The 18,957-nt window shown below is 69.7% G+C and carries 18 protein-coding genes and 1 tRNA gene; 9 read left to right on the plus strand and 10 right to left on the minus strand.

What is annotated here, in order from left to right; all coding sequences use genetic code 11:
• Positions 1-5 precede the first annotated feature (5 nt).
• The 9 genes from ACIBG5_RS02050 to ACIBG5_RS02090 form a co-directional block, all read right to left on the minus strand.
• Positions 6-1,265 (minus strand): MFS transporter, encoded by a 1,260-nt coding sequence (locus ACIBG5_RS02050; protein ID WP_396389572.1) that lies wholly within the window; start codon positions 1,263-1,265, stop codon positions 6-8.
• Positions 1,262-2,509 (minus strand): acetyl-CoA carboxylase biotin carboxylase subunit family protein, encoded by a 1,248-nt coding sequence (locus ACIBG5_RS02055; RefSeq protein WP_396389573.1) that lies wholly within the window; start codon positions 2,507-2,509, stop codon positions 1,262-1,264. Before ACIBG5_RS02055 ends, ACIBG5_RS02050 begins: the two co-directional genes overlap by 4 nt.
• Position 2,510: 1 nt before the next feature.
• Positions 2,511-2,885 (minus strand): hypothetical protein, encoded by a 375-nt coding sequence (locus ACIBG5_RS02060; RefSeq protein ID WP_396389574.1) that lies wholly within the window; start codon positions 2,883-2,885, stop codon positions 2,511-2,513.
• Positions 2,882-5,101, minus strand: a complete 2,220-nt coding sequence (locus ACIBG5_RS02065; protein WP_396389575.1) for an FAD-dependent oxidoreductase — start codon at positions 5,099-5,101, stop codon at positions 2,882-2,884. Before ACIBG5_RS02065 ends, ACIBG5_RS02060 begins: the two co-directional genes overlap by 4 nt.
• Positions 5,073-5,147: transfer RNA gene (locus tag ACIBG5_RS02070), tRNA-Pro, on the minus strand. Before ACIBG5_RS02070 ends, ACIBG5_RS02065 begins: the two co-directional genes overlap by 29 nt.
• A gap of 87 nt (positions 5,148-5,234) precedes the next feature.
• Positions 5,235-6,590, minus strand: coding sequence for a class I tRNA ligase family protein (locus tag ACIBG5_RS02075; RefSeq protein WP_396389576.1), 1,356 nt, complete (start codon positions 6,588-6,590; stop codon positions 5,235-5,237).
• Positions 6,583-6,936: a cupin domain-containing protein gene (locus tag ACIBG5_RS02080; RefSeq protein ID WP_360449327.1), complete on the minus strand. Its 354-nt coding sequence runs from the start codon at positions 6,934-6,936 to the stop codon at positions 6,583-6,585. The genes ACIBG5_RS02075 and ACIBG5_RS02080 overlap by 8 nt, the downstream gene beginning before the upstream one ends.
• A gap of 228 nt (positions 6,937-7,164) precedes the next feature.
• Entirely contained in the window at positions 7,165-7,575 is a 411-nt protein-coding gene (locus ACIBG5_RS02085) for a ferritin-like domain-containing protein (protein WP_396389577.1), read from the minus strand.
• Positions 7,572-8,120 carry a cell division protein FtsK gene (locus ACIBG5_RS02090; protein WP_396389578.1) on the minus strand — a complete coding sequence of 183 codons (549 nt, stop codon included), beginning with the start codon at positions 8,118-8,120 and terminating at the stop codon, positions 7,572-7,574. Before ACIBG5_RS02090 ends, ACIBG5_RS02085 begins: the two co-directional genes overlap by 4 nt.
• Positions 8,121-8,274: 154 nt before the next feature.
• Between ACIBG5_RS02090 and rimP the strand changes: the two genes are divergently transcribed.
• The 8 genes from rimP to ACIBG5_RS02130 all read left to right on the plus strand — a co-directional run bounded on the left by rimP (position 8,275) and on the right by ACIBG5_RS02130 (position 16,735).
• Positions 8,275-8,796: a ribosome maturation factor RimP gene (rimP, locus tag ACIBG5_RS02095; RefSeq protein ID WP_396389579.1), complete on the plus strand. Its 522-nt coding sequence runs from the start codon at positions 8,275-8,277 to the stop codon at positions 8,794-8,796.
• Position 8,797: 1 nt separating this feature from the next.
• Positions 8,798-9,775: a transcription termination factor NusA gene (gene nusA, locus ACIBG5_RS02100; RefSeq protein WP_396389580.1), complete on the plus strand. Its 978-nt coding sequence runs from the start codon at positions 8,798-8,800 to the stop codon at positions 9,773-9,775.
• Positions 9,776-9,887: 112 nt separating this feature from the next.
• Positions 9,888-10,235 carry a YlxR family protein gene (locus ACIBG5_RS02105; RefSeq protein WP_396389581.1) on the plus strand — a complete coding sequence of 116 codons (348 nt, stop codon included), beginning with the start codon at positions 9,888-9,890 and terminating at the stop codon, positions 10,233-10,235.
• 112 nt (positions 10,236-10,347) lie between these two features.
• The gene (gene infB, locus ACIBG5_RS02110; RefSeq protein ID WP_396389582.1) at positions 10,348-13,491 is read left to right on the plus strand and encodes a translation initiation factor IF-2; all 3,144 of its coding nucleotides are present in this window, start codon (positions 10,348-10,350) and stop codon (positions 13,489-13,491) included.
• 100 nt (positions 13,492-13,591) lie between these two features.
• On the plus strand, positions 13,592-14,032 hold the full coding sequence (rbfA, locus tag ACIBG5_RS02115; protein ID WP_396389583.1) for a 30S ribosome-binding factor RbfA: 441 nt from the start codon (positions 13,592-13,594) through the stop codon (positions 14,030-14,032).
• Positions 14,029-14,922, plus strand: a complete 894-nt coding sequence (truB, locus tag ACIBG5_RS02120) for a tRNA pseudouridine(55) synthase TruB (RefSeq protein WP_396389585.1) — start codon at positions 14,029-14,031, stop codon at positions 14,920-14,922. Before rbfA ends, truB begins: the two co-directional genes overlap by 4 nt.
• Before the next feature lie 42 nt (positions 14,923-14,964).
• Positions 14,965-15,822 (plus strand): LLM class flavin-dependent oxidoreductase, encoded by an 858-nt coding sequence (locus tag ACIBG5_RS02125; protein WP_396389586.1) that lies wholly within the window; start codon positions 14,965-14,967, stop codon positions 15,820-15,822.
• Positions 15,823-15,856: 34 nt separating this feature from the next.
• Positions 15,857-16,735, plus strand: a complete 879-nt coding sequence (locus ACIBG5_RS02130) for an NAD-dependent protein deacetylase (protein WP_396389587.1) — start codon at positions 15,857-15,859, stop codon at positions 16,733-16,735.
• A 68-nt stretch (positions 16,736-16,803) separates the two neighbouring features.
• Here ACIBG5_RS02130 and ACIBG5_RS02135 read toward each other — a convergent pair whose 3' ends face one another.
• Positions 16,804-17,808, minus strand: coding sequence for an SGNH/GDSL hydrolase family protein (locus ACIBG5_RS02135; protein ID WP_396389588.1), 1,005 nt, complete (start codon positions 17,806-17,808; stop codon positions 16,804-16,806).
• Between the two features lie 129 nt (positions 17,809-17,937).
• On the opposite strand from ACIBG5_RS02135, the gene ACIBG5_RS02140 reads away from it, so the two are divergent.
• On the plus strand, positions 17,938-18,900 hold the full coding sequence (locus ACIBG5_RS02140; RefSeq protein ID WP_396389589.1) for a bifunctional riboflavin kinase/FAD synthetase: 963 nt from the start codon (positions 17,938-17,940) through the stop codon (positions 18,898-18,900).
• Positions 18,901-18,957: the final 57 nt, after the last annotated feature.

Below are 18,957 nucleotides of genomic sequence, written 5' to 3' on the forward strand. Positions count from 1 at the left end.
TCCTCCTACGAGCTCTCGCTCGGCAACGGCTCCGCGGCCGGGGTGATGTCGGTGGTGGTCTCCTCGGCGGTCGTGGACGTCATGCCGAAGTACGCGAGGACGACGCCGATCGCGCCGGCCAGCCCGCACCACACCCAGACCCGGGTGCCGGACGTGTTCCATACCCACACCCCGAGGAACGGACCAAGGGCGGACCCGAGGCCGAACATCGCGTGCGCCGATCCGACGTACCGGCCGAGCAGCGGCTTCGGTGCGGCCATGCCTGGATACGCGAACATGGTCGGGCCGCCGATGATCTCGGCCAGCGTCCAGAGCAGGGTCCCGATCACGAAGATCGCCAGCCCGCCGGGCAGTGCGTAGAACGCCAGCCCGCCGCCCAGCAGTACGAACCCGGTCATCGCGACCACGCGGGCCGGACGGTTCTGCACCACCTTCGTCACCAGCAACTCGCAGGTGATCACGACGAAGCCGTTCAGCGCGACGATCGCGCTGTACCACCAGGTCGAGAGCCCGTCCGCCTTCATGTGCAGCGGCAGCACGGCCAGGTACTGCATGTAGATCGCCGCGTTGATGAACATGCACAGTAGGAACAGCACGTACTTGTGGTCCCGCAGTACGGCGACGTATCCACCGGCCGACGGTTGGTCCTCCGGGGTTTGCTCGACGGCGGCTGCGGATCGCTTCGGCAGAGCGACGATCGCCACGGCGGCGTACGCCAGCGCGGCGACCGCCTCGCCGATGAAGAGCAGGTTCCAGGACACCGCGACCAGGGCCGCGCCGATCAGCGGCGCTGCCGTCGTACCGAGGTTCATCGCCAGCCGGTAGACCGCGAAGATCATCACCTGGCGGTTCTTCGGCGTCAGCTCGGTCAGCAGGGCGGCGGACGCCGGGCGGTAGAACTGGCCGACCGCACCGGCCAGCGCCACCACGACCACCACGGCCGTGTAGCTCGGCACGTAGGCGATCGCGAGGACGAACCCCGCCATTCCGAACATGCTGATCATCACCGCGGCCCGCGGCCCGACCCGGTCCGACAGCGATCCTCCGATGATCAGACCGATCACCGAGCCACCGCCGTACACGCCGAGCGCGGTGCCGGCCTGGACCGGCGTGAAGCCCTTCGAGGTGGTCAGGAACAGCACCAGGAAGACCTGCAGGAACCAGCCGAGCTTGTTCACGAAGACGCCGACCAGCAGCGCCTTCACCGGTACCGGAGCGTCGCGGATGGTCTCCCAGATGCCGGTGCTCTCGTCGGTCGCCGTCATGGTGTCGGCTCCTTCGGATGACCTGACCAGCGCAGCGCCTTCTCCGCCGCGTCGAGTCCGGCACGGCAGTCGTCGACCGTCGTGGCGACGGTCGTGGCGTAGGCGATCCGGCCCCAGAGCGTGCCCGCCGGCGGGGGACTGGTCGTGGCGCCGGCCTCCATCAGCGGCACCAGTTGGTCGATCGTGGCGGGCAGTCCGTCGGCGTCGAAGCCGACCGAGTCCAGCACCGTGTCGTCCTCGTCCACGTAGAAGAAGCGGACCCCACCGACGATCGTGCGGTCCGGCAGCAGCGCGGGCTGACGTCCGCACGCGACCGCGGCGGCGGCCAGCCCCGGATCCACACCGGTCGCCTGCAGACCGAGGTACGGGATCAGGTCGCCGCCGATCCGCGCGTTGATCTCGATCAGCTTCGGTCCGTCGGCGGTGATCATGAGCTCGGTGTGCGTCACGCCGTCGGTGAAGGCGACCGCCTTGTGCGCGTCGACGAGTACCTGGAGCAACTGGTCGTCGGCGAGCAGCGGATCCGCGGCATCCACGAAGTGCCCGATCTCCTCGGCGTACGGCGGGTAGCCGATCTCCTTACGGGCCAGGCAGAACGGGGTCACCTGACCCTGGTACACCGCGGCGTCGATGCTGATCTCGTAGCCGTCGGCGAACTCCTCGACCAGCACCTTGACGTCGTAGTGCGGCGCCTCCGGCACGGTCGTGTCGTGGGCGAAGTCCCAGTTCGCCGTCAGTTCCTCGGGTGAGTCGACCTTGACCACGCCGAGGCTGGCGGCCAGCGCGCGGGGCTTGAGGATCACCGGATACCCGAGATCGCCGGCGATGGCGAGTGCCTCGTCGACGGTGTCCACCAGGATCGACTTCGGCTGCGGGACTCCGTGCTCGGCGAGCGCCGTACGCGTCAGGTGTTTGTCGCGGCAGCGGTTCACCATCGCGACGTCACCGCCGGGCAGTCCGAGCGCTTCGGCGATGTGGGCGGTCTGCAGGATCCGGGCCTCGTCCCAGCACAGCACGCCGTCGATCGCTTCCTTGTCGTTGAGTTCGTTCGCCGCGGCGACGAGCGCGTCGGCGTCGAGCGTGCTCTCCAGCACGGTCCAGTTCTCGATGTACTCCGTCTCCCAGGTGGGTTCGGCGTGCAGGAACATGTGGATCCGGTACTGCGGCGCGATCGACCGCAGGATGTACTCGCGGAACAGCCGCATGCCGGTGGCCACCACCAGCAGGTGAGGTCGGTCGTTCATCTCAGGCCTCCCTGACCGGAGCGGGGATCTGCCGGATGGCACTGATCCCGGTGGTGCCGTCGGCGCGACGGAAGTGGTCCCTGATCCGGATGTTGCCTTGAGCATCGAACTCGGGGACGCTGTGGCACTCACCGCTGACCAGGTCGCCGGTCGCGGTGACCAGGCAGTACGCCGCGTCGAACGAGCCGTCCAGCCGCAGCAACCCGACCAGCCGGCCGCTGCGCAGCCTGCCGCCGGTGTAGAACTCCGCCCAGACCAGGTCGTCCTCACGGTGATACTGCCCGTACGGCGCGCCGCCGGCCGGATCGTCGACCTCGAGCCGGAACCACACCCCGTCGACATCGGGGACCAGCGGTTCCGGGACTGCCGCGGTCACCACCGCACCGCGCACAACTCGTCGGAGATCGGGTAGATCTCCCGCTCGAACATGGAGTTCAGCACGATCGCGGCCCGGACCGGCAGCTGCGTCAGGCCGGCGTTCGTCAGCCCATGGCTGTACCGGCTCGCGTTGAACGTGTAGATCCGGTGCCCGTTCATGCCCTTCCAGCGCACCGAGTAGTCCGGCTCGACTAGCAGTTGACCGTCGTCGTCGACCTCGATCCGTTCCCGCAGGTCGTCGTCGAACGGTGCCTCGACGTGCTCCCGTCCGGCCGCGACCACCACCTGCCGTACGACGTGCTCCTCGGGCGTGGAGGTCGTCGTACAGCACAGGCGGATGTTGCCGTCGGCCAATAACTCGGACGTCCTGACGTCGCGACCGGGCAGCAAGGTGACCGGGAAGCGGCCGAGCGTCAGCATGCCGTCGTAGTTGGCCTGGTACAGCGCCCGCAGGCCGCCCGGGGTGATGGCGTCGCCGCTGTAGCGGGAGTCGTCGATCATCTCGCGGCGCTTGCCGCGGTTCAGACCCTGCAGGTACTCGATGTGGGACGGCCGGTAGAGCTCGTTGGCCATCGGCGAGTCGTCGATGCTGCGGAACCACTGGTTCCGGCCGAGCCAGCGGATGTCGGTGAATCCGGAGCCGAGCAGCCGCAGGACACACTCCAGCCCGGTCTGACCGCCACCGACGACCGCGGTCGGCGCTGCCGTGTCCAGCCCGGCCATCCGTACGCCGAGGTCGTCGGCGATGAACGCCCGCTCGGCGGGCAGTTCGGTGATGTACGCCGGCCGAACCGGGCGCGTGCCCAGGCCGAGGACCAGGTGTTCGGAGACGGCGGCGGGGACACCGTCGACGCTGACCTCGAAGCCGTCGTCGGTGATGGAGATCGAGTCCACCCGCGACGTGAAGTGCACGACGCCGAGGCGCTCGGTCGCCCAGGCGAGATAGCGCTCGTACTCGATCCGGGGGAGCGAGTCGAACTGGGAGTTGATCAGCGCATAGAGCCGCCCGGAGGTGACCAGGTAGTTCAGGAACGTCAGCTCGTGCCGCGGGTCGACCAGCGACACCAGGTCTTTCATCCAGCCGGTCTGCATCCGGACCCCGGGGTAGAGCAGGGGCGTGTGCCAGCCGGTGCCCGGTCGGGCGTCGAACAGCGCGAGTGGTTCGGTGGTGGCGTTCTGGTAGAGCGCCGCCAGCGAGAGGTTGGAGGGACCGGCCCCGATACCGATGGTGTGGTAGCGGGGCGTTCCTCGCTGCGGGCCTGGTTCCGTGATGGTCATGCGCTTGTTCTCCGTCCGCGAAGTGGTGGTGCGCGATGTGCCGATCAGGTCGCTCGCGGCCGTCCGGCTTGCGGCCAGCGCGGTTTTCACGCTGCCGCCGGACCCACCGGTGAAGGTGTAGAGCCGATGTGAGCTGCCAAGGACCGACCAGAGGGTCAGTACCGGCGGATCGGCGTAACAGTCGGCGTGGCTGACCATCAGGTCGGGCGCCGACAGCTTGAGGTGTGGCAGCCGTTCGGCGGCGATCCGGACGGCCTGGTCGGCCAGGTCCGGGATCGGCCGGCTGCTGCCGGGAGTGACGGACCAGTGATGGGTGTCGACGCCGAGCAGCAACCGGCCATCGGCGGTGGGCCGCCCGTACAGGTCGCTGGTCTCGTCGACGAACATCGTCGGCAGGGCGCCGGTCACCCGATAGGTGGCGACCTGGATCGCCTTCGTGCGATACGGCTGGGCCGGGAGGGCACTGCCGGTCAGCAGTCCCGGTGTCCACGGCCCGGCCGCGACGACGACAACGTCGTACCGATGGCTGGACGCGGGGAGGCGGCAGCTCACCGATCCGTCCGGGTGCGGGACGAGCCGGAGAACCGGGCCGGCCAGGACTCTGCTGCTCGGGCTGTCGGCGAGTCGTTGGATCACGGCCGTCCGGAGTTGGTCCGGCCGGATGAAACCGGCCCGCCTCTCGAGTACGCCGACAGTGCCGTCGGGCAGGCCGTGCCAACCCCGGCGGCGAAGGTCGGTTCCATCGACGATCTCGGTCGAGCCCGGGTGAGCCTGTTCGACCTCGGCGACCGCCGCCTCGAGCCCGGCGTACGACGGCAACATGTAGGTGCAGCCGGTCTCGGTGTAGCCGGCCTTCTCCTGCAGACCCTCGAACAACTCGCTCAGGCTCTCTATAGCCAGCCGACGCTGGACCGGATGGGTCTCGAACCCACGCACACCGCCGCCCGAAGCCGCGGTCGCATCCGTCCCAGCCGAACCGGTCACCAGGTCGACCTCGACACTCTCGCTCAGACGCCAGGCCAGCAGGGCACCGGCGATGCCGGCTCCGATGACGCAGACTCGCATCGCCCTACTCCTGTTCAGATCCGGTCAGCGCCGCGCGCAGCGACCCGGTCTTCTGAACGCCGCCGGCCAGCAGCGTGAGCAGACTGCGAACCGCCAGCGGTGGGTCGAACCCCTCCGGCCGCAATGCGCTCTCGCCGCGGGTGAGTTCGAGCGCGGCAAGGTCCGGATCGAGTGGCTCGGAAACGCGTCGGACGCCGGCCAGCAATGGCCCGGCGCGGTCGGCGAAGGCGCGGAACGAATCGAAACTGAAATCACTGCGGAAGCGGTCGGGACGGTCCCACGCGAGAAACAAGCGAACGATTGACGGGTCTTCGGTCCGGAGCAATTCCGTGGCACCGGTCCCGTGTTTGCGGCTGGTCGAGAATTTCTCCCCGGCAAACGTGTAGAACTCGTTCACCACCAGGCCGGAAAGGGGCAGTCGCGCGACGCCGGCAGCGGCCCAGACGGCCGGCCAGTACAGGGCATACCAGAACGCGTTGTCCAGGCCGAGGAAGTGCCACAGTGATCCGACCTGGTCGAGCGCGGCCAGGTACGCCGGCACCTCCGCGGCCTCGGGGTCGATGCCGCGGGCAACGGCATACAGATCGGAGAGCGCGATCTCGGTGTACGGGCCGATCCGCAGGCCGGTGAGCGGGCCGTCGCCCTCGAGACCCCAGTTGGTCGGACAGGCGAGTGCGATCTGCGGGAGTCCGGCCTGCAGGGTCCGGTTGATCAGGTCGCGCACCGCGGGTGGCAGCTCGGCGCGCAACCACATCGCGATCAGGGCTTCGCGGTGGTCCTCCATCCGCAGTACGGGCACCGTCGCGGCGAACGGACGCGGCTCGCCACCACAGCGGCCGCAGACCGGATCGACCATGGTGTCGACCTGGGTGAGGCTGCTGCACTGCTCACAGGCGCCGCCTGCCGCGGGTGCCTTGCAATCGCCGCACAGACCGCTCAGGTAGGAATCGTGCAGGGTCCGGCCGCAGTCCGCGCAGGCGTGCAGGGTGACCTCGCGCAACGGCGTTGCGCCAGACGTGACGAGGTGGTTCGCCAGTTGGCGGATGATCGGTCCGTGCGCGTCGCCGAGGGGATCGGTGAAGACGTCGTACCCGATCCGGGCCAGGTCGTAGGTGTCCTTGATGTCGTCGCGGAACTCCGCGGTCATCACACCGACCTCGACACCTTCGCGCTCGGCCCGGGTCAGCACGTAGTTCTGGTGTACGTCGAGGCCGGTGGTGACCACGACGCGCTCACCGCGGGCCCGCGCGGCCCGGGCTGCGATGTCGGCGGCGAGGTAGGGACCGGCCAGATGGCCGACGTGCAACGGGCCGTTGACGGTCGGCTGCGGGGAAGTGAAGACCGTGACCGGATCAGCCATGGCCGGCCTCGGCGGTGATCGGCATCCAATAGGCGCTGAAGACGGTCAGCTCGGTGTCGGAGGACCGGTTCTGTACGACGTGCGCCTCGGTGCTGCTGAGCAGGAAGGCGTTGCCTTGGGGGACCACGTGTTCGCGACCGCCGACGACGACGTACGCCGTCCCCGCAACCACGACCGACAGTTCCAGTTCGGGGTGCTGGTCGACCGGGCTCTCCGAGCCCGGGGGAACGGAGTACCACATCGCTTGGAACGGCAGATCCCGCTCGAGTCCGTACTGCTCCCAGCGGACCACCCGCAGGTCCTTCACGTACAGGTCGTCACCGGTGGTCAGATCGAAAGTGCGCATGCTTCGCCACCCTCCGTAGCCGGCGCCAGGCGCGGCTGAAGAAGTTGAATGACAGCGGAAATGTTGGTACGGAACAACACGCTGCGATCAGCCGTGGAACGAGCACGCGCGACGCCACCAACGTCGGCTACGTGAAAAGCTCGGCGACCCCCCAGTCTCCGTGGGCGAAAATATAAGGAAGGTCGCGCTGCGAGTAAAGAGGAATACGCAGAGAAATTTCGCCGGGAATCAGACGGCGCCGGGGAAGGCGACCGGCGCACCGCCCCAGGTGAGCTGGGCGCCGGCGTTCGCGAGCAGCCCGCTGACGGCGAAAGACCGCACCGCCGGCTTCTCCGCCGACTCGACCAGATCGCCGTACACCGCTGCCAGCCGCCGCTCGATCAGCAGGACCAGCGCGGCTGCCGTCGCCGCGTTGGTCACGGCCTGCGGCAGGTCGTATGCCGGCTCAGCCGCGGCCGGGGTCTCGCCCGCGGCGACCACCAGCCGGCTCAGGCGGTCGCGGTTCAAGCGGTGCAGCTCGTAGGCGTCGGTCGCAGACCGGAACCGGGCGCCGCTGAGCTTGCCGCCGGCAACGCCGATGCCGTACAGCGCGGCGTGCTCGCCTGCGAGCGCCGCCTGCAGGGCCTCCACCTCGGTCACGATGCGTCCGCCTTCTTCTTCGCTGGGGTCAGCTTCGTCCCGAGCTGCAACTCGGACGCAGCGATCATGGCCAGTAGCCGGGCCGGGGTCCCGGACAGCTTGGCCGCCGCGGTGGCGTGGGCGGCCGCCGCGGCCTTCTCCTGCTTGGCCAGTGCGGCGAGGGCGGCAGACGACGTACTGGCGGCTGCCGGGGCCTTCGGAGTCGCGGCCTGCACGCCGGCCGTCTCCTTCAACTTGGCCAGATGGCTCGCGTGGTACTTCGCACCGGCGGCCAGTTGGGTGCGCAGGGCCGGGAACTTCCGGCTGGTGCTGGCGTAGCCGAGCGACAATAGAGTCACCTGGGCCGCCGCCGCACTGAGGGCGGCGACCACGGCCGGATCGACGGTCGGCGTCTCCTCGACCGCCTGACCGGTCTTCGGGTCGATGGCGCCCGGCGTACCAGAGCCGGACTCGTCGTCCTTGCAGCCGCCCAGCGCGACAGCACCGGGCAGCACGGCGGCGGTCGCGATGACGGCGCGGCGGGACAGGCGGGGTTCGGTCGGCACGCCGGAACGATACCCGGTGACGCGCCGGTGACCGGCCTGGGACGAGCCGGTGACGTGGACACTGCCGCGGGCCGGATATGGTGGGCTACTGCCCTCGGTCGGATCGCCGGGTGGCGGAACGGGTGCACAACTGGAGAGAGAGGCAGGTCAACCTGTGAGCCGAAGGACTGACCACACGGACACCACGAGCCTCGAGAACTTCCTGCGGCCGATCGTCGAGCAGTTCGGCTGCGACCTGGAGGCCGCCGACCTCGCGCCGGCCGGCCGCCGCCGGTTGCTGCGCGTGCTGGTCGACCGCGACGGCGGGATCAGCCTCGACGACGTCACCGAGGTCACCAGAGCCATCTCCAAGGCGCTCGACTCCGACGACATCATGGGCGCCGGCGCCTACACGCTGGAGGTCTCCAGCCCCGGCGTCGACCGGCCACTCACTCTGCCCCGGCACTGGCGCCGCAACGTCAAGCGCCTCGTCGCGGTCACACTGACCGCCGGCGGCAAGGTGACCGGCCGGATCAAGTCCGCCTCCGACGAGGCGGCCGAGCTGGACGTGGACGGCAAGGCCCAGACCGTCGCGTACGCCGACGTGGCCAAGGCCAAGGTCCAGATCGAGTTCAACCGGGCTGCCGGCAACGACGAAACAGAAACACCTGCCGACGGCACGGTGGAGGAGAACTGACATGGACATCGACATGGCCGTACTGCGGTCGCTGGAGCGGGAGAAGGACATCTCCCTGGACGTGGTCGTCGAGGCGATCGAGCAGGCGCTGCTGGTGGCCTACCACCGCACCGAGGGTGCTCAGCAACACGCCCGCGCCGAGCTGGACCGCAAGACCGGGCACGTCACCGTGTACGCCCGCGAGCTCGCCGAGGACGGATCCCTGGTCCGCGAGTACGACGACACCCCGGCCGACTTCGGCCGGATCGCGGCCACCACGGCCAAGCAGATCATCCTGCAGCGGCTGCGCGACGCCGAGGACGAGGTCCGGTACGGCGAGTTCTCCGGCAAGGAGGGCGACATCGTCTCCGGCGTCATCCAGCAGGGCCGCGACCCGCGCTCGGTGATGGTCGACCTCGGCAAGATCGAGGCGGTACTGCCGGCCCCGGAGCAGGTGCCGGGGGAGAAGTACGAGCACGGCTCGAGGCTGCGGGTGTACGTCGTCGGGGTCCGCAAGGGCTTCAAGGGACCGCAGATCACGGTCAGCCGGACCCACCCGAACCTGGTCAAGAAGCTGTTCGCGCTCGAGGTCCCGGAGATCGCCGACGGCACCGTCGAGATCACCGCGATCGCCCGCGAGGCCGGTCACCGGACCAAGATCGCCGTACGGACCCTGAACCCGTCGGTGAACGGCAAGGGCGCCTGCATCGGGCCGATGGGGCAGCGGGTGCGCAACATCATGCACGAGTTGCACGGCGAGAAGATCGACATCATCGACCACAGCGACGACCCGGCCACCTTCGTCGGGAATGCGCTGTCCCCGGCGCAGGTTACGTCTGTCGAGGTGGTCGACGCCGCGGCACGCGCGGCACGGGTCGTCGTACCCGACTACCAGCTCTCGCTCGCGATCGGCAAGGAGGGGCAGAACGCCCGCCTGGCCGCCCGGCTGACGGGCTGGCGGATCGACATCAGGCCGGATACCGAGAGGCCTGGCGAGTAGCTGAGGCCTGCTGCGCGGCGGACCTCTGGTGTGACTCGTGAGACCGAGAAGGTAGACTGATCTCTCGGTCGGTCGACTGAGTCGCAACCACACCCTGAGGTTTTACGTGACAGTGACTACAGACGCGCGCCCTGGCAAGCCCCGGGAGCGCACCTGTATCGGGTGCCGGAAGCGGTCCGGTCCGGCTGACCTGCTGCGGATGACGGTTTCCGGAGGGCTTGTCCTCCCGGATCCCGATCGTCGGGCACCCGGCCGTGGGGCGCATCTGCACCCGGTGGCCGAGTGCTTCGACCTCGCCGTCCGGCGCAAGGCGTTCCCACGGGCCTTCCGGGTCCCTGGGCCGCTCGACGTGACCGGGCTGCAGGAGTACGTCGCGCAGCGTGATAAGCAAGAGGCAAGTGCAACGCAAACGGCGGCCACCCGGCCGCCCGCAGCGGTCCAGACCGCTGTGACGACATGAAGGCGGGTCATCGACTCATGACCACTCGATGAGTGTCTACCGATGAGTGCAATGCGATGAGCATGTACGTCAACTAACGGTCCGCGCCCAGGCTCGGACCAGAGGGAGAGTAGTGGCAAAGGTCCGGGTCTACGAGCTCGCGAAGGAGCTCGGAGTTACCAGCAAGGTCGTTCTGACCAGACTGAACGACATGGGCGAGTTCGTCCGGTCGGCATCCTCGACGATCGAGGCACCTGTCGTCCGGCGGTTGGCGGAGGAGTTCGAGAAGAACCCGCCGAAGAAGCGCGCGGCCAAGAAGGCCGCCGCCAGTACATCTGCCGCGCCGCAGGCGACCGCTCCGGTCGCGCCTGCCGAGCCGGCGAAGAAGGCTGCACCGGCAGCCCCGGCCGAGCGCCCTGCGCCGGCCCCGAAGTCGACCCCTGCTCCGGTGGCCGAGTCCACCGTGAGCGAGAAGGCCGAGGCCGCTCCGGCTCCGGTCAAGGCGGCGCCCGCACCGGGCGTCAAGCCGGGTCCGCGTCCGGGCCCGAAGCCGGCTCCCCGGCAGGAGGCCCCGGCAGCTGCGGTCGAGTCCGCTCCGGCGGCCAAGGTCGAGGCCCCGGCCGAGACCACACCCGCGCCCTCGTTCGAGGCTCCGGCGGCCAAGGCGGCCACCTCCGAAGCACCGGCTGCTCCCGCTCCGAGCCGTACTCCGGCTCCGAGCCGGCCGACCCCTGGTCCGGCGCAGCAACGTCCGGCCGCCGACAGCCCGGCTCGTCCGGCGTCGCCGCGTCCCGGCGGTCCGCGTCCGGGTGGTCAGGGTGGGCCCCGTCCGGGTGCTCCGCGCCCCGGCGCTCCGCGTCAGGGCGGTCAAGGTGGCGGTCCCCGTCCGGGCGCACCGCGTCCGGGTAACAACCCGTTCAGCTCCACCCAGGGCATGCAGCGCGGTGGCGCTCGCCCGGGTCCGGGTGGACAGGGCGGCTCCGGCCAGGGTGCGAGCCCGGCCGGGATGGCGCCGCGTCCGCCGCAGGCCCGCAGTGGTGGCGGCAACGACCGGCCGCGTCCGAGCGGCGTTCCGGGTGCTCCGCGCCCCAACCCGGCGATGATGCCGAAGTCCTCGGCGGGCACGTTCACCGGTCGCCCGTCCGGTCCCGGTGGCGGCAGCGGCGGTGGCGGTGGCGGCGGTGGCCGTGGTCGCCCCGGTGGTGGCGGTCCGGGTGGTGGACCCGGCGCTCGTACCGGTGGTGGCGGCGGTGGCGGCGGCGGTGGCTTCCGTCCAGGTGGCGGCGGCCCCAGCGGCCCGCCCGGTGGCGGCGGTGGCCGCCCGGGTCCGGGTAACCGTGGCCGTGGCGGGACACAGGGTGCCTTCGGGCGTCCGGGTGGTCCGGCGCGCCGTGGTCGCAAGTCGAAGCGCGCGAAGCGCCAGGAGTTCGACAACATGCAGGCGCCGGCGGTCGGCGGCGTCCGCGTCAAGCACGGTGACGGCGAGGTCGTGCGCCTTGCCCGTGGCGCGTCGCTGACGGACTTCGCCGAGAAGGTCGGCGTCGACCCGGCGTCGCTGGTGCAGGTGCTGTTCCACCTCGGCGAGATGGTGACCGCGACCCAGTCGGTCAACGAGGAGACCCTGCAACTGCTCGCCACCGAGCTGAACTACGACGTCCAGATCGTGTCCCCGGAGGACGAGGACCGCGAGCTGCTGCAGTCGTTCGACATCGACTTCGGTTCGGACGAGGGCGGCGAGGACGACCTGGTCAAGCGGCCGCCGGTGGTGACCGTCATGGGTCACGTCGACCACGGTAAGACCAAGCTGCTGGACGCGGTCCGCGAGGCGAACGTCGTCGCGAAGGAGGCCGGTGGCATCACCCAGCACATCGGTGCGTACCAGGTGACGACCGAGGTCGACGGCGAGCAGCGGGCCATCACCTTCGTCGACACCCCGGGTCACGAGGCGTTCACCGCCATGCGTGCCCGTGGTGCGCAGGCCACCGACATCGTCATCCTGGTGGTCGCGGCCGACGACGGCGTGATGCCACAGACGATCGAGGCCCTGAACCACGCTCGGGCGGCGAACGTCCCGATCGTGGTCGCGGTGAACAAGATCGACGTCCCGAGCGCGGACCCGGCCAAGGTGCGCGGTCAGCTGACCGAGTACGGCCTGGTCCCCGAGGAGTACGGCGGCGACACCATGTTCGTCGACGTCTCGGCGAAGTCCCGGATCAACATCGACGGGCTGCTCGAGTCCGTGATCCTGACCGCGGACGCGGCGCTGGACCTGCGGGCCAACCCGAACATGCCGGCCCAGGGCATCGCGATCGAGGCGAACCTCGACAAGGGCCGTGGTCCGGTGGCGACCGTGCTGGTTCAGCGCGGCACGCTGCGGGTCGGCGACTCGATGGTGGCCGGACCGGCGTACGGCCGGGTCCGGGCCATGCTCGACGAGCACGGCGACCCGGTCGAGGAGGCGACTCCCTCGCGTCCGGTGCTGGTCCTCGGTCTGACCGCCGTACCAGGTGCGGGTGACAAGTTCCTGGTGGTCGACGACGACCGGAGGGCCCGGCAGATCGCGGAGAAGCGGGAAGCCCGGGCTCGTGCGGCCGCCAACGCCAAGCGTCGTGCGCGCCGGACCCTCGAGGACTTCATGGCCTCGATGGAGAAGGGCGAGACGCAGGAGCTGCTGCTGATCCTCAAGGGCGACGTGTCCGGTTCGGTCGAGGCACTGGAAGACGCCCTGGTCCGGATCGAGGTCGGCGACGAGGTCAACCTCCGCGTCATCGACCGCGGCGTCGGTGCGATCAACGAGAACGACGTCAACCTGGCCATCGCGTCGAACGCCGTCATCATCGGCTTCAACGTGCGGCCGGCCGGCAAGGCCGGTGACGTGGCCGAGCGCGAGGGTGTGGATGTCCGGTACTACTCGGTCATCTACGCGGCGATCGACGACATCGAGGCGGCCCTGAAGGGCATGCTGAAGCCGATCTACGAGGAGGCGGTCCTCGGCCAGGCGGAGATCCGCGAGATCTTCCGCTCCTCGAAGGTGGGCAACATCGCGGGTTGCTGGGTGACCAGTGGCCTGATCCGCCGCAACGCGAAGGTCCGGTTGATCCGGGACGGTGCGGTGGTCGTCGACAACACCGAGCTGTCGTCGCTGAAGAGGTTCAAGGACGACGCGTCCGAGGTCCGCGAGGGCTTCGAGTGTGGTCTGACTGTGAACGGCTACAACGACATCAAGATCGGTGACATCGTCGAGTCCTTCGAGCTTCGCGAGAAGCCGCGCAACTGATCCGCGACGGTGGCCCGGCACTGTGCCGGGCCACCGGAGTAACGTCCGGAGAGGCGGTGTTCTCTCCGGACGTTGTTCATGAATGAGGGAGTGAGCCCTGATGGGTGAAGCAAGGGCGAAGCAGCTGGCCGACCGGATCCAGGTGCTCGTCGCCGAGTTGCTCGAGCGCCGCGTCAAGGACCCCCGGCTGGGGTTCGTCACCGTGACGGACGCCCGGCTGACCGGCGACCTGCGCGAGGCGAGCGTCTTCTACACCGTGTACGGCGACGAGCAGGCGCGGGCCTCGACCGCGGCCGCACTGGAGTCGGCGCGCGGGCTGATCCGCAGCGAGGTCGGCAAGTCCCTCGGTCTACGGCACAGCCCGAGCGTCGCGTTCTTCCTGGACGCCGTGCCGGAGAACGCCGGCCAGATCGAGGAGCTGCTGGCCAAGGCCCGGGAGGCCGACGCCGAGGTGGCCAAGGCCGCCGCGGGCGCCAAGCCGGCCGGCGACGCCGACCCGTACAAGCATCGTGAGGACGACGAGGACGAGCCGGCCGAGTGAGCGGTCCCGACTTCACCCCGTCGTCCGACGGCGTCGTCGTCGTCGACAAGCCGATGGGGTTGACCTCGCACACCGTCGTGGCCCGGATCCGGCGCCTCGCCGGCACCCGCAAGGTCGGTCACGCCGGCACCCTGGATCCGATGGCGACCGGCGTCCTCGTGGTCGGTCTCAACCGCGCCACCCGGCTGCTGGGTCACCTGCAGCTGTCGGACAAGTCGTACGACGCGACGATCCGGCTCGGCGCGACGACCACGACCGACGACGCCGAGGGCGAGATCGTCACCACGGCCCCGGTCGACGGCATCACCGCGGAGGCGATCGAGGCCGCGGTGGGCGGATTCCGCGGCGAGATCTCGCAGGTGCCGTCCAAGGTCTCCGCGATCAAGGTCGACGGTCGCCGCGCGTACGAACGCGTCCGCGCCGGCGAAGAGGTCGCCCTCAAGGCCCGGGCGGTCACGGTGTCTCGCTACGACATCCTCGACGTCCGCCCCGGCGCGGAGTGGATCGACGTGGATGTGTCGGTCGACTGCTCGAGCGGGACGTACATCCGTGCGCTGGCACGTGACCTCGGGGCCGAGCTCGGCGTCGGCGGTCACCTCACCGCACTCCGTCGCACCCGGGTCGGCGCGTTCGACCTCTCGACGGCACACACGCTGGAGGCCCTGGCCGAGGACTTCGTCTGGCGCCCGATCTCCGAGGTCGCCGCCGAAACCTTCCCGCGGTACGACGCCAGCCCCGAACAGGCCGCCGCCATCCGTACCGGTCGCCCCTTGTCCGGCCTCAAACTGGCCCTCGGCCAAACCGCCATGTTCGACCCCACCGGCACCTTCCTGGCCCTCTACGAACCCCACGGCCCGGTAGCCAAACCCACCGCCGTCTTCGTCAGCTAGCTTGCGCCGGTTTCTGTCGGTGGGCGGTCCTACGGTCGGAGGATGAGATATGGGTTCGTGTTGCCGATGGGGGATGCACGGGATGCGGCGGAGTTGGCGGCGCTCGCCGAGGAGAGCGGGTGGGACGGGTTCTTCGTGTGGGAAGCCGTCTGGGGGATCGACGCCTGGGTGATGCTCGGTGCGGCGGCGATGACGACCCAGCGGATCCGGCTGGGGACGATGCTGACGCCGTTGCCGCGCCGGAAGCCGTGGGACGTCGCCGGGCAGACGTCGACGGTCGACAACCTTAGCAACGGCCGCGTGACGCTGGCGGTCGGGCTCGGGGTCTCGGGAGATGATCGGTTCTGGCTGTTCGAGGACGATCCGGGCCGCAAGGTCCGCGCGGAGCTGATGGACGAGTCGCTGGAGATGCTGCAGTACCTGTGGCGCGACGAGTCCTTCGAGTACGCCGGCAAGCACTACCGCTCCAAGAAGGTCGCCGACCTCGTCCCGCCCGCGCCGCCACCCCCGGTGCAACAGCCGAGGATCCAGACCTGGGTCGTCGGCGCCTGGCCTCGACCGAAGTCCATGCGCCGCGCGGCTTTGCAGGACGGCTGGCTCCCGAACTACGTCGTACCACCCGGCGAGAAGCCAGGCGAGTGGACGCCAGACCTCCTGGCCGAAGGCGTCACCTGGATCCGCAACGAGCGAGCCGCCCACGGCCTGACGATGGACCGCTACGACATAGTCGCCGAAGGCAGCACCACCGCCGACGACCCCAAAGCCGCCAACACAGTCCGCCCCTGGGCAGAAGCCGGCGCCACCTGGTGGATAGACGCCGACTGGACCTCCCTGGACCCAGCCACCGTCCGCCCAGCAGCAGAACGCCGCCTGATGGCCGGCCCACCCCGCGTGGACTGACATCCGGGTGGGCCTGGCTGGCTACTCTTGAGGGGTGCGTTCTCGTCCGACCTTGCAGTGGGCTCCTGGGCCTGACGTGTTGGCGCTTGAGCCGGGTACGGCGGACGTCACGCCGGTCGCGGACGTGGTTGCCGGCGGGGGAGTCGTCGTACTGAGTGGGGCAGGGATCTCCACCGAGTCAGGTATCCCGGACTACCGCGGCGAGACAGGTAGCCTCCGCACCCACACCCCGATGACGTACGGCGATTTCACCGCCAGCGAGTCCGGCCGCCAACGCTACTGGGCGCGAAGCCACCTCGGCTGGCGGACGATCGCCCGAGCAGCCCCCAACACCGGCCACCGCGCGGTCGCAACGATGCAAGCCCGCGGCTACCTCACCGGCGTCATCACCCAGAACGTCGACGGCCTTCACCAAGCGGCCGGCGCCCGCGACGTGATCGAACTGCACGGCAACCTCGACCGCGTCATCTGCCTCGACTGCGGTACGACGTCCCCACGGGAAGTCCTCGACCGTCGCCTCAGAGCCGCCAACACCACGTTCGAGGGCGAGGCGACCCGGATCAACCCCGACGGTGACGTGGACCTGCCCGACGACATCGTCCGCACGTTCACCGTGGTCCCTTGCACCGTCTGCGGCGGCGTACTCAAACCCGACGTGGTGTTCTTCGGCGAGAACGTCCCGAAGTCCCGCGTCGAGCGCTGCTACCGCCTGATCGACGACGCGAACGCCGTACTCGTCCTCGGCTCGAGCCTGACCGTCATGTCCGGCTTCCGGTTCGTCCGGCACGCCGCGAAGGCCGGCAAGTCGGTGCTGATCATCAACCAGGGCATCACCCGCGGCGACCCGTACGCCGACCACCGCGTCAGCCTCCCGCTCGGCCGGGCCCTGACCGAACTCGTCGATCAGCTGTAGAAACACCTCCGGGCCGGACCGCGCGTGATGTGGTCCGGCCCGGGGGCCGCTCTACGGATTGGAAAGGGTCAGCGTTGCGCGCTGGTCCGTAGGCGGTTCAGGGAGGCCTTGACGGCCTGTGGAGAGGCGGCGGCTTGCCGGGCCAGCACGCGAGCGTGCGCGGCCCACTCCGACTGCTCCGCGGCGGTCACTCTAGCCGGGGCACCGGTCAAGGTCTTGAACGTCAGTGACGCAACGCCGGCCTGGCCTTCGAAGCGAGGGTGATAGTTCAGCGCCCGGAGCACGTTGATGTCCTTGCCCTGGATCCACGCCTGCCCATCCGGTGCGCAAGCGTCATGCCCGGTCGACGGCCCGAACGTGTCGACGTACGTCGCTCCGCCTGCAGCCGCGGCCGCGGAGATCGCGGTGTTGAGCGCCTGCTCGATCGAGTACAGGTACGTGTAGTCGCCGTCGGCGAACGGCAGGATCGACGGGCAGGTGCCATGCTCCGGCGCGATCTTCGGGTAGCCGACCAGCAGGACCGTTGCCTGCGGCGACCGTGCTCTGATGCCCTGGACAACGATCGCGATCCGCGTCTGGGTCTGCGCGATCTTCGCCCGCAGCGTGTCCACGCCGTCGACCGTGAAGTGGGCCTTGCACGGCGCCCCGGCCGGTTCGGAGGCCCTCAGCCCGGGGCAGGTGCCGACGATGTCGCCGAACACGCCGAAGTCGTTGCCGCCGATCCCTAGCGTCACGAGATCCGTGTCCGGCGTCAGCGCGTCGAACTGCGGAGCGGCCGTCCCGAGGATCGTGCTCTGCGGCTGCGTCATGTTGGTCGTATCGGCGCCACCGCAGCTCACATCGGTGAACTGGTGCACCCGCAGCATCGTGGCGAGCATCTTCGGGTAGTTGCTGTACGAGCGCGCGCACCCGAGCGACAGGAGGTCGGGCAGCGGCACCAGCGGCGCCGACGTGTACGAGTCCCCGAGGGCGACGTACTTGTGGAAGGCGGGCTCGGCGCTGGCGTTGGACACGGGCAGCGCGGCGACCAGAATCAGTGACGCGCAGGCGGCGACCAGGCGGCGTAGCTTCACAGGACCCTCCCCAGGCTCGGCAGTGCGGCCCCACCCTAAGTTGAGTCACCGCTTGATCACAAGGGGTGATCGGGCCGTGAGCACAGACCTGCCGCACGGGACGCCCTCGGGACATGGAATCCTGCTCTCATGCGTGTCTGGCACGGTTTGGACGAGGTGGGTGCGGATTTCGGCCCGTCGGTCGTCACCATCGGCAACTTCGACGGCGTGCACCGGGGTCACCAGGAGGTGCTCGCGCACGCCAAGGCGCGGGCGGCCGAGCTGGGTGGACTGCCGGTGGTCGCGCTCACCTTCGACCCGCACCCGATGATGGTGCTGCGGCCGGATCGGGCGCCGCTGATGCTCAGCGAGCCCGAGGAGCGGGCCGCTCTGCTGGGCAAGCACGGCGCCGACGCCGTGCTGATCCTCCCGTTCACCAAGGAGGTGTCCAGCTGGCCGCCGGAGGAGTTCATCGACCGGGTGCTGGTACGGACGCTGCACGCCAAGGCGGTCGTGGTCGGGGAGAACTTCCGGTTCGGTCACAAGGCGGCCGGGCACGTGGACACGCTCGTCGCAGCCGGTGCCGAGGCCGGTTTCCAGGTGGAGGGCCTGAGCCTGGCCGGCGACGAGCAGCCGTGGTCGTCGACGTACACGCGGGAGCGGATCGCCGAGGGTGATGTGGAGGCGGCGGCCGAGGCGCTCGGGCGCCCGCTGCGCGTCACCGGCGTGGTGGTCGAGGGCGACAAGCGCGGCCGCGAGCTGGGCTATCCGACGGCGAACATCCCCGCCGACCCGCGGGCCGCGGTCCCGCTGGACGGCGTGTACGCAGGCTGGCTGACCGTCCTCGAGCCGGCCCCCGGCGCTCCGGCGTACGACGAACCGCTGCCGGCGGCGATCAGCGTCGGCAGCAACCCGACGTTCGACGGCATGGACCGCAGGGTGGAGTCCTACGTGCTCGACCGCGACGACCTGGAGCTGTACGGCGCCCGGATCGCGGTGGATTTCGTGGCCCGGCTGCGCGGCAGCCAGATCCGGTTCGACTCGATCGACGAGCTCCTGGTGCAGATGAAGGCCGACGTCGACGGTGCGCGTCGCATCTTGACGGGGAATTAGGGTGACGCGTCCACGGACTGATACGCTGGCTGCTGCCGTCTGAACGGCCGCGGACAG

The sequence above is a fragment of the Kribbella sp. NPDC050241 genome, from assembly GCF_044459685.1.
In the GTDB taxonomy this organism is placed as follows: Bacteria; Actinomycetota; Actinomycetes; order Propionibacteriales; family Kribbellaceae; genus Kribbella.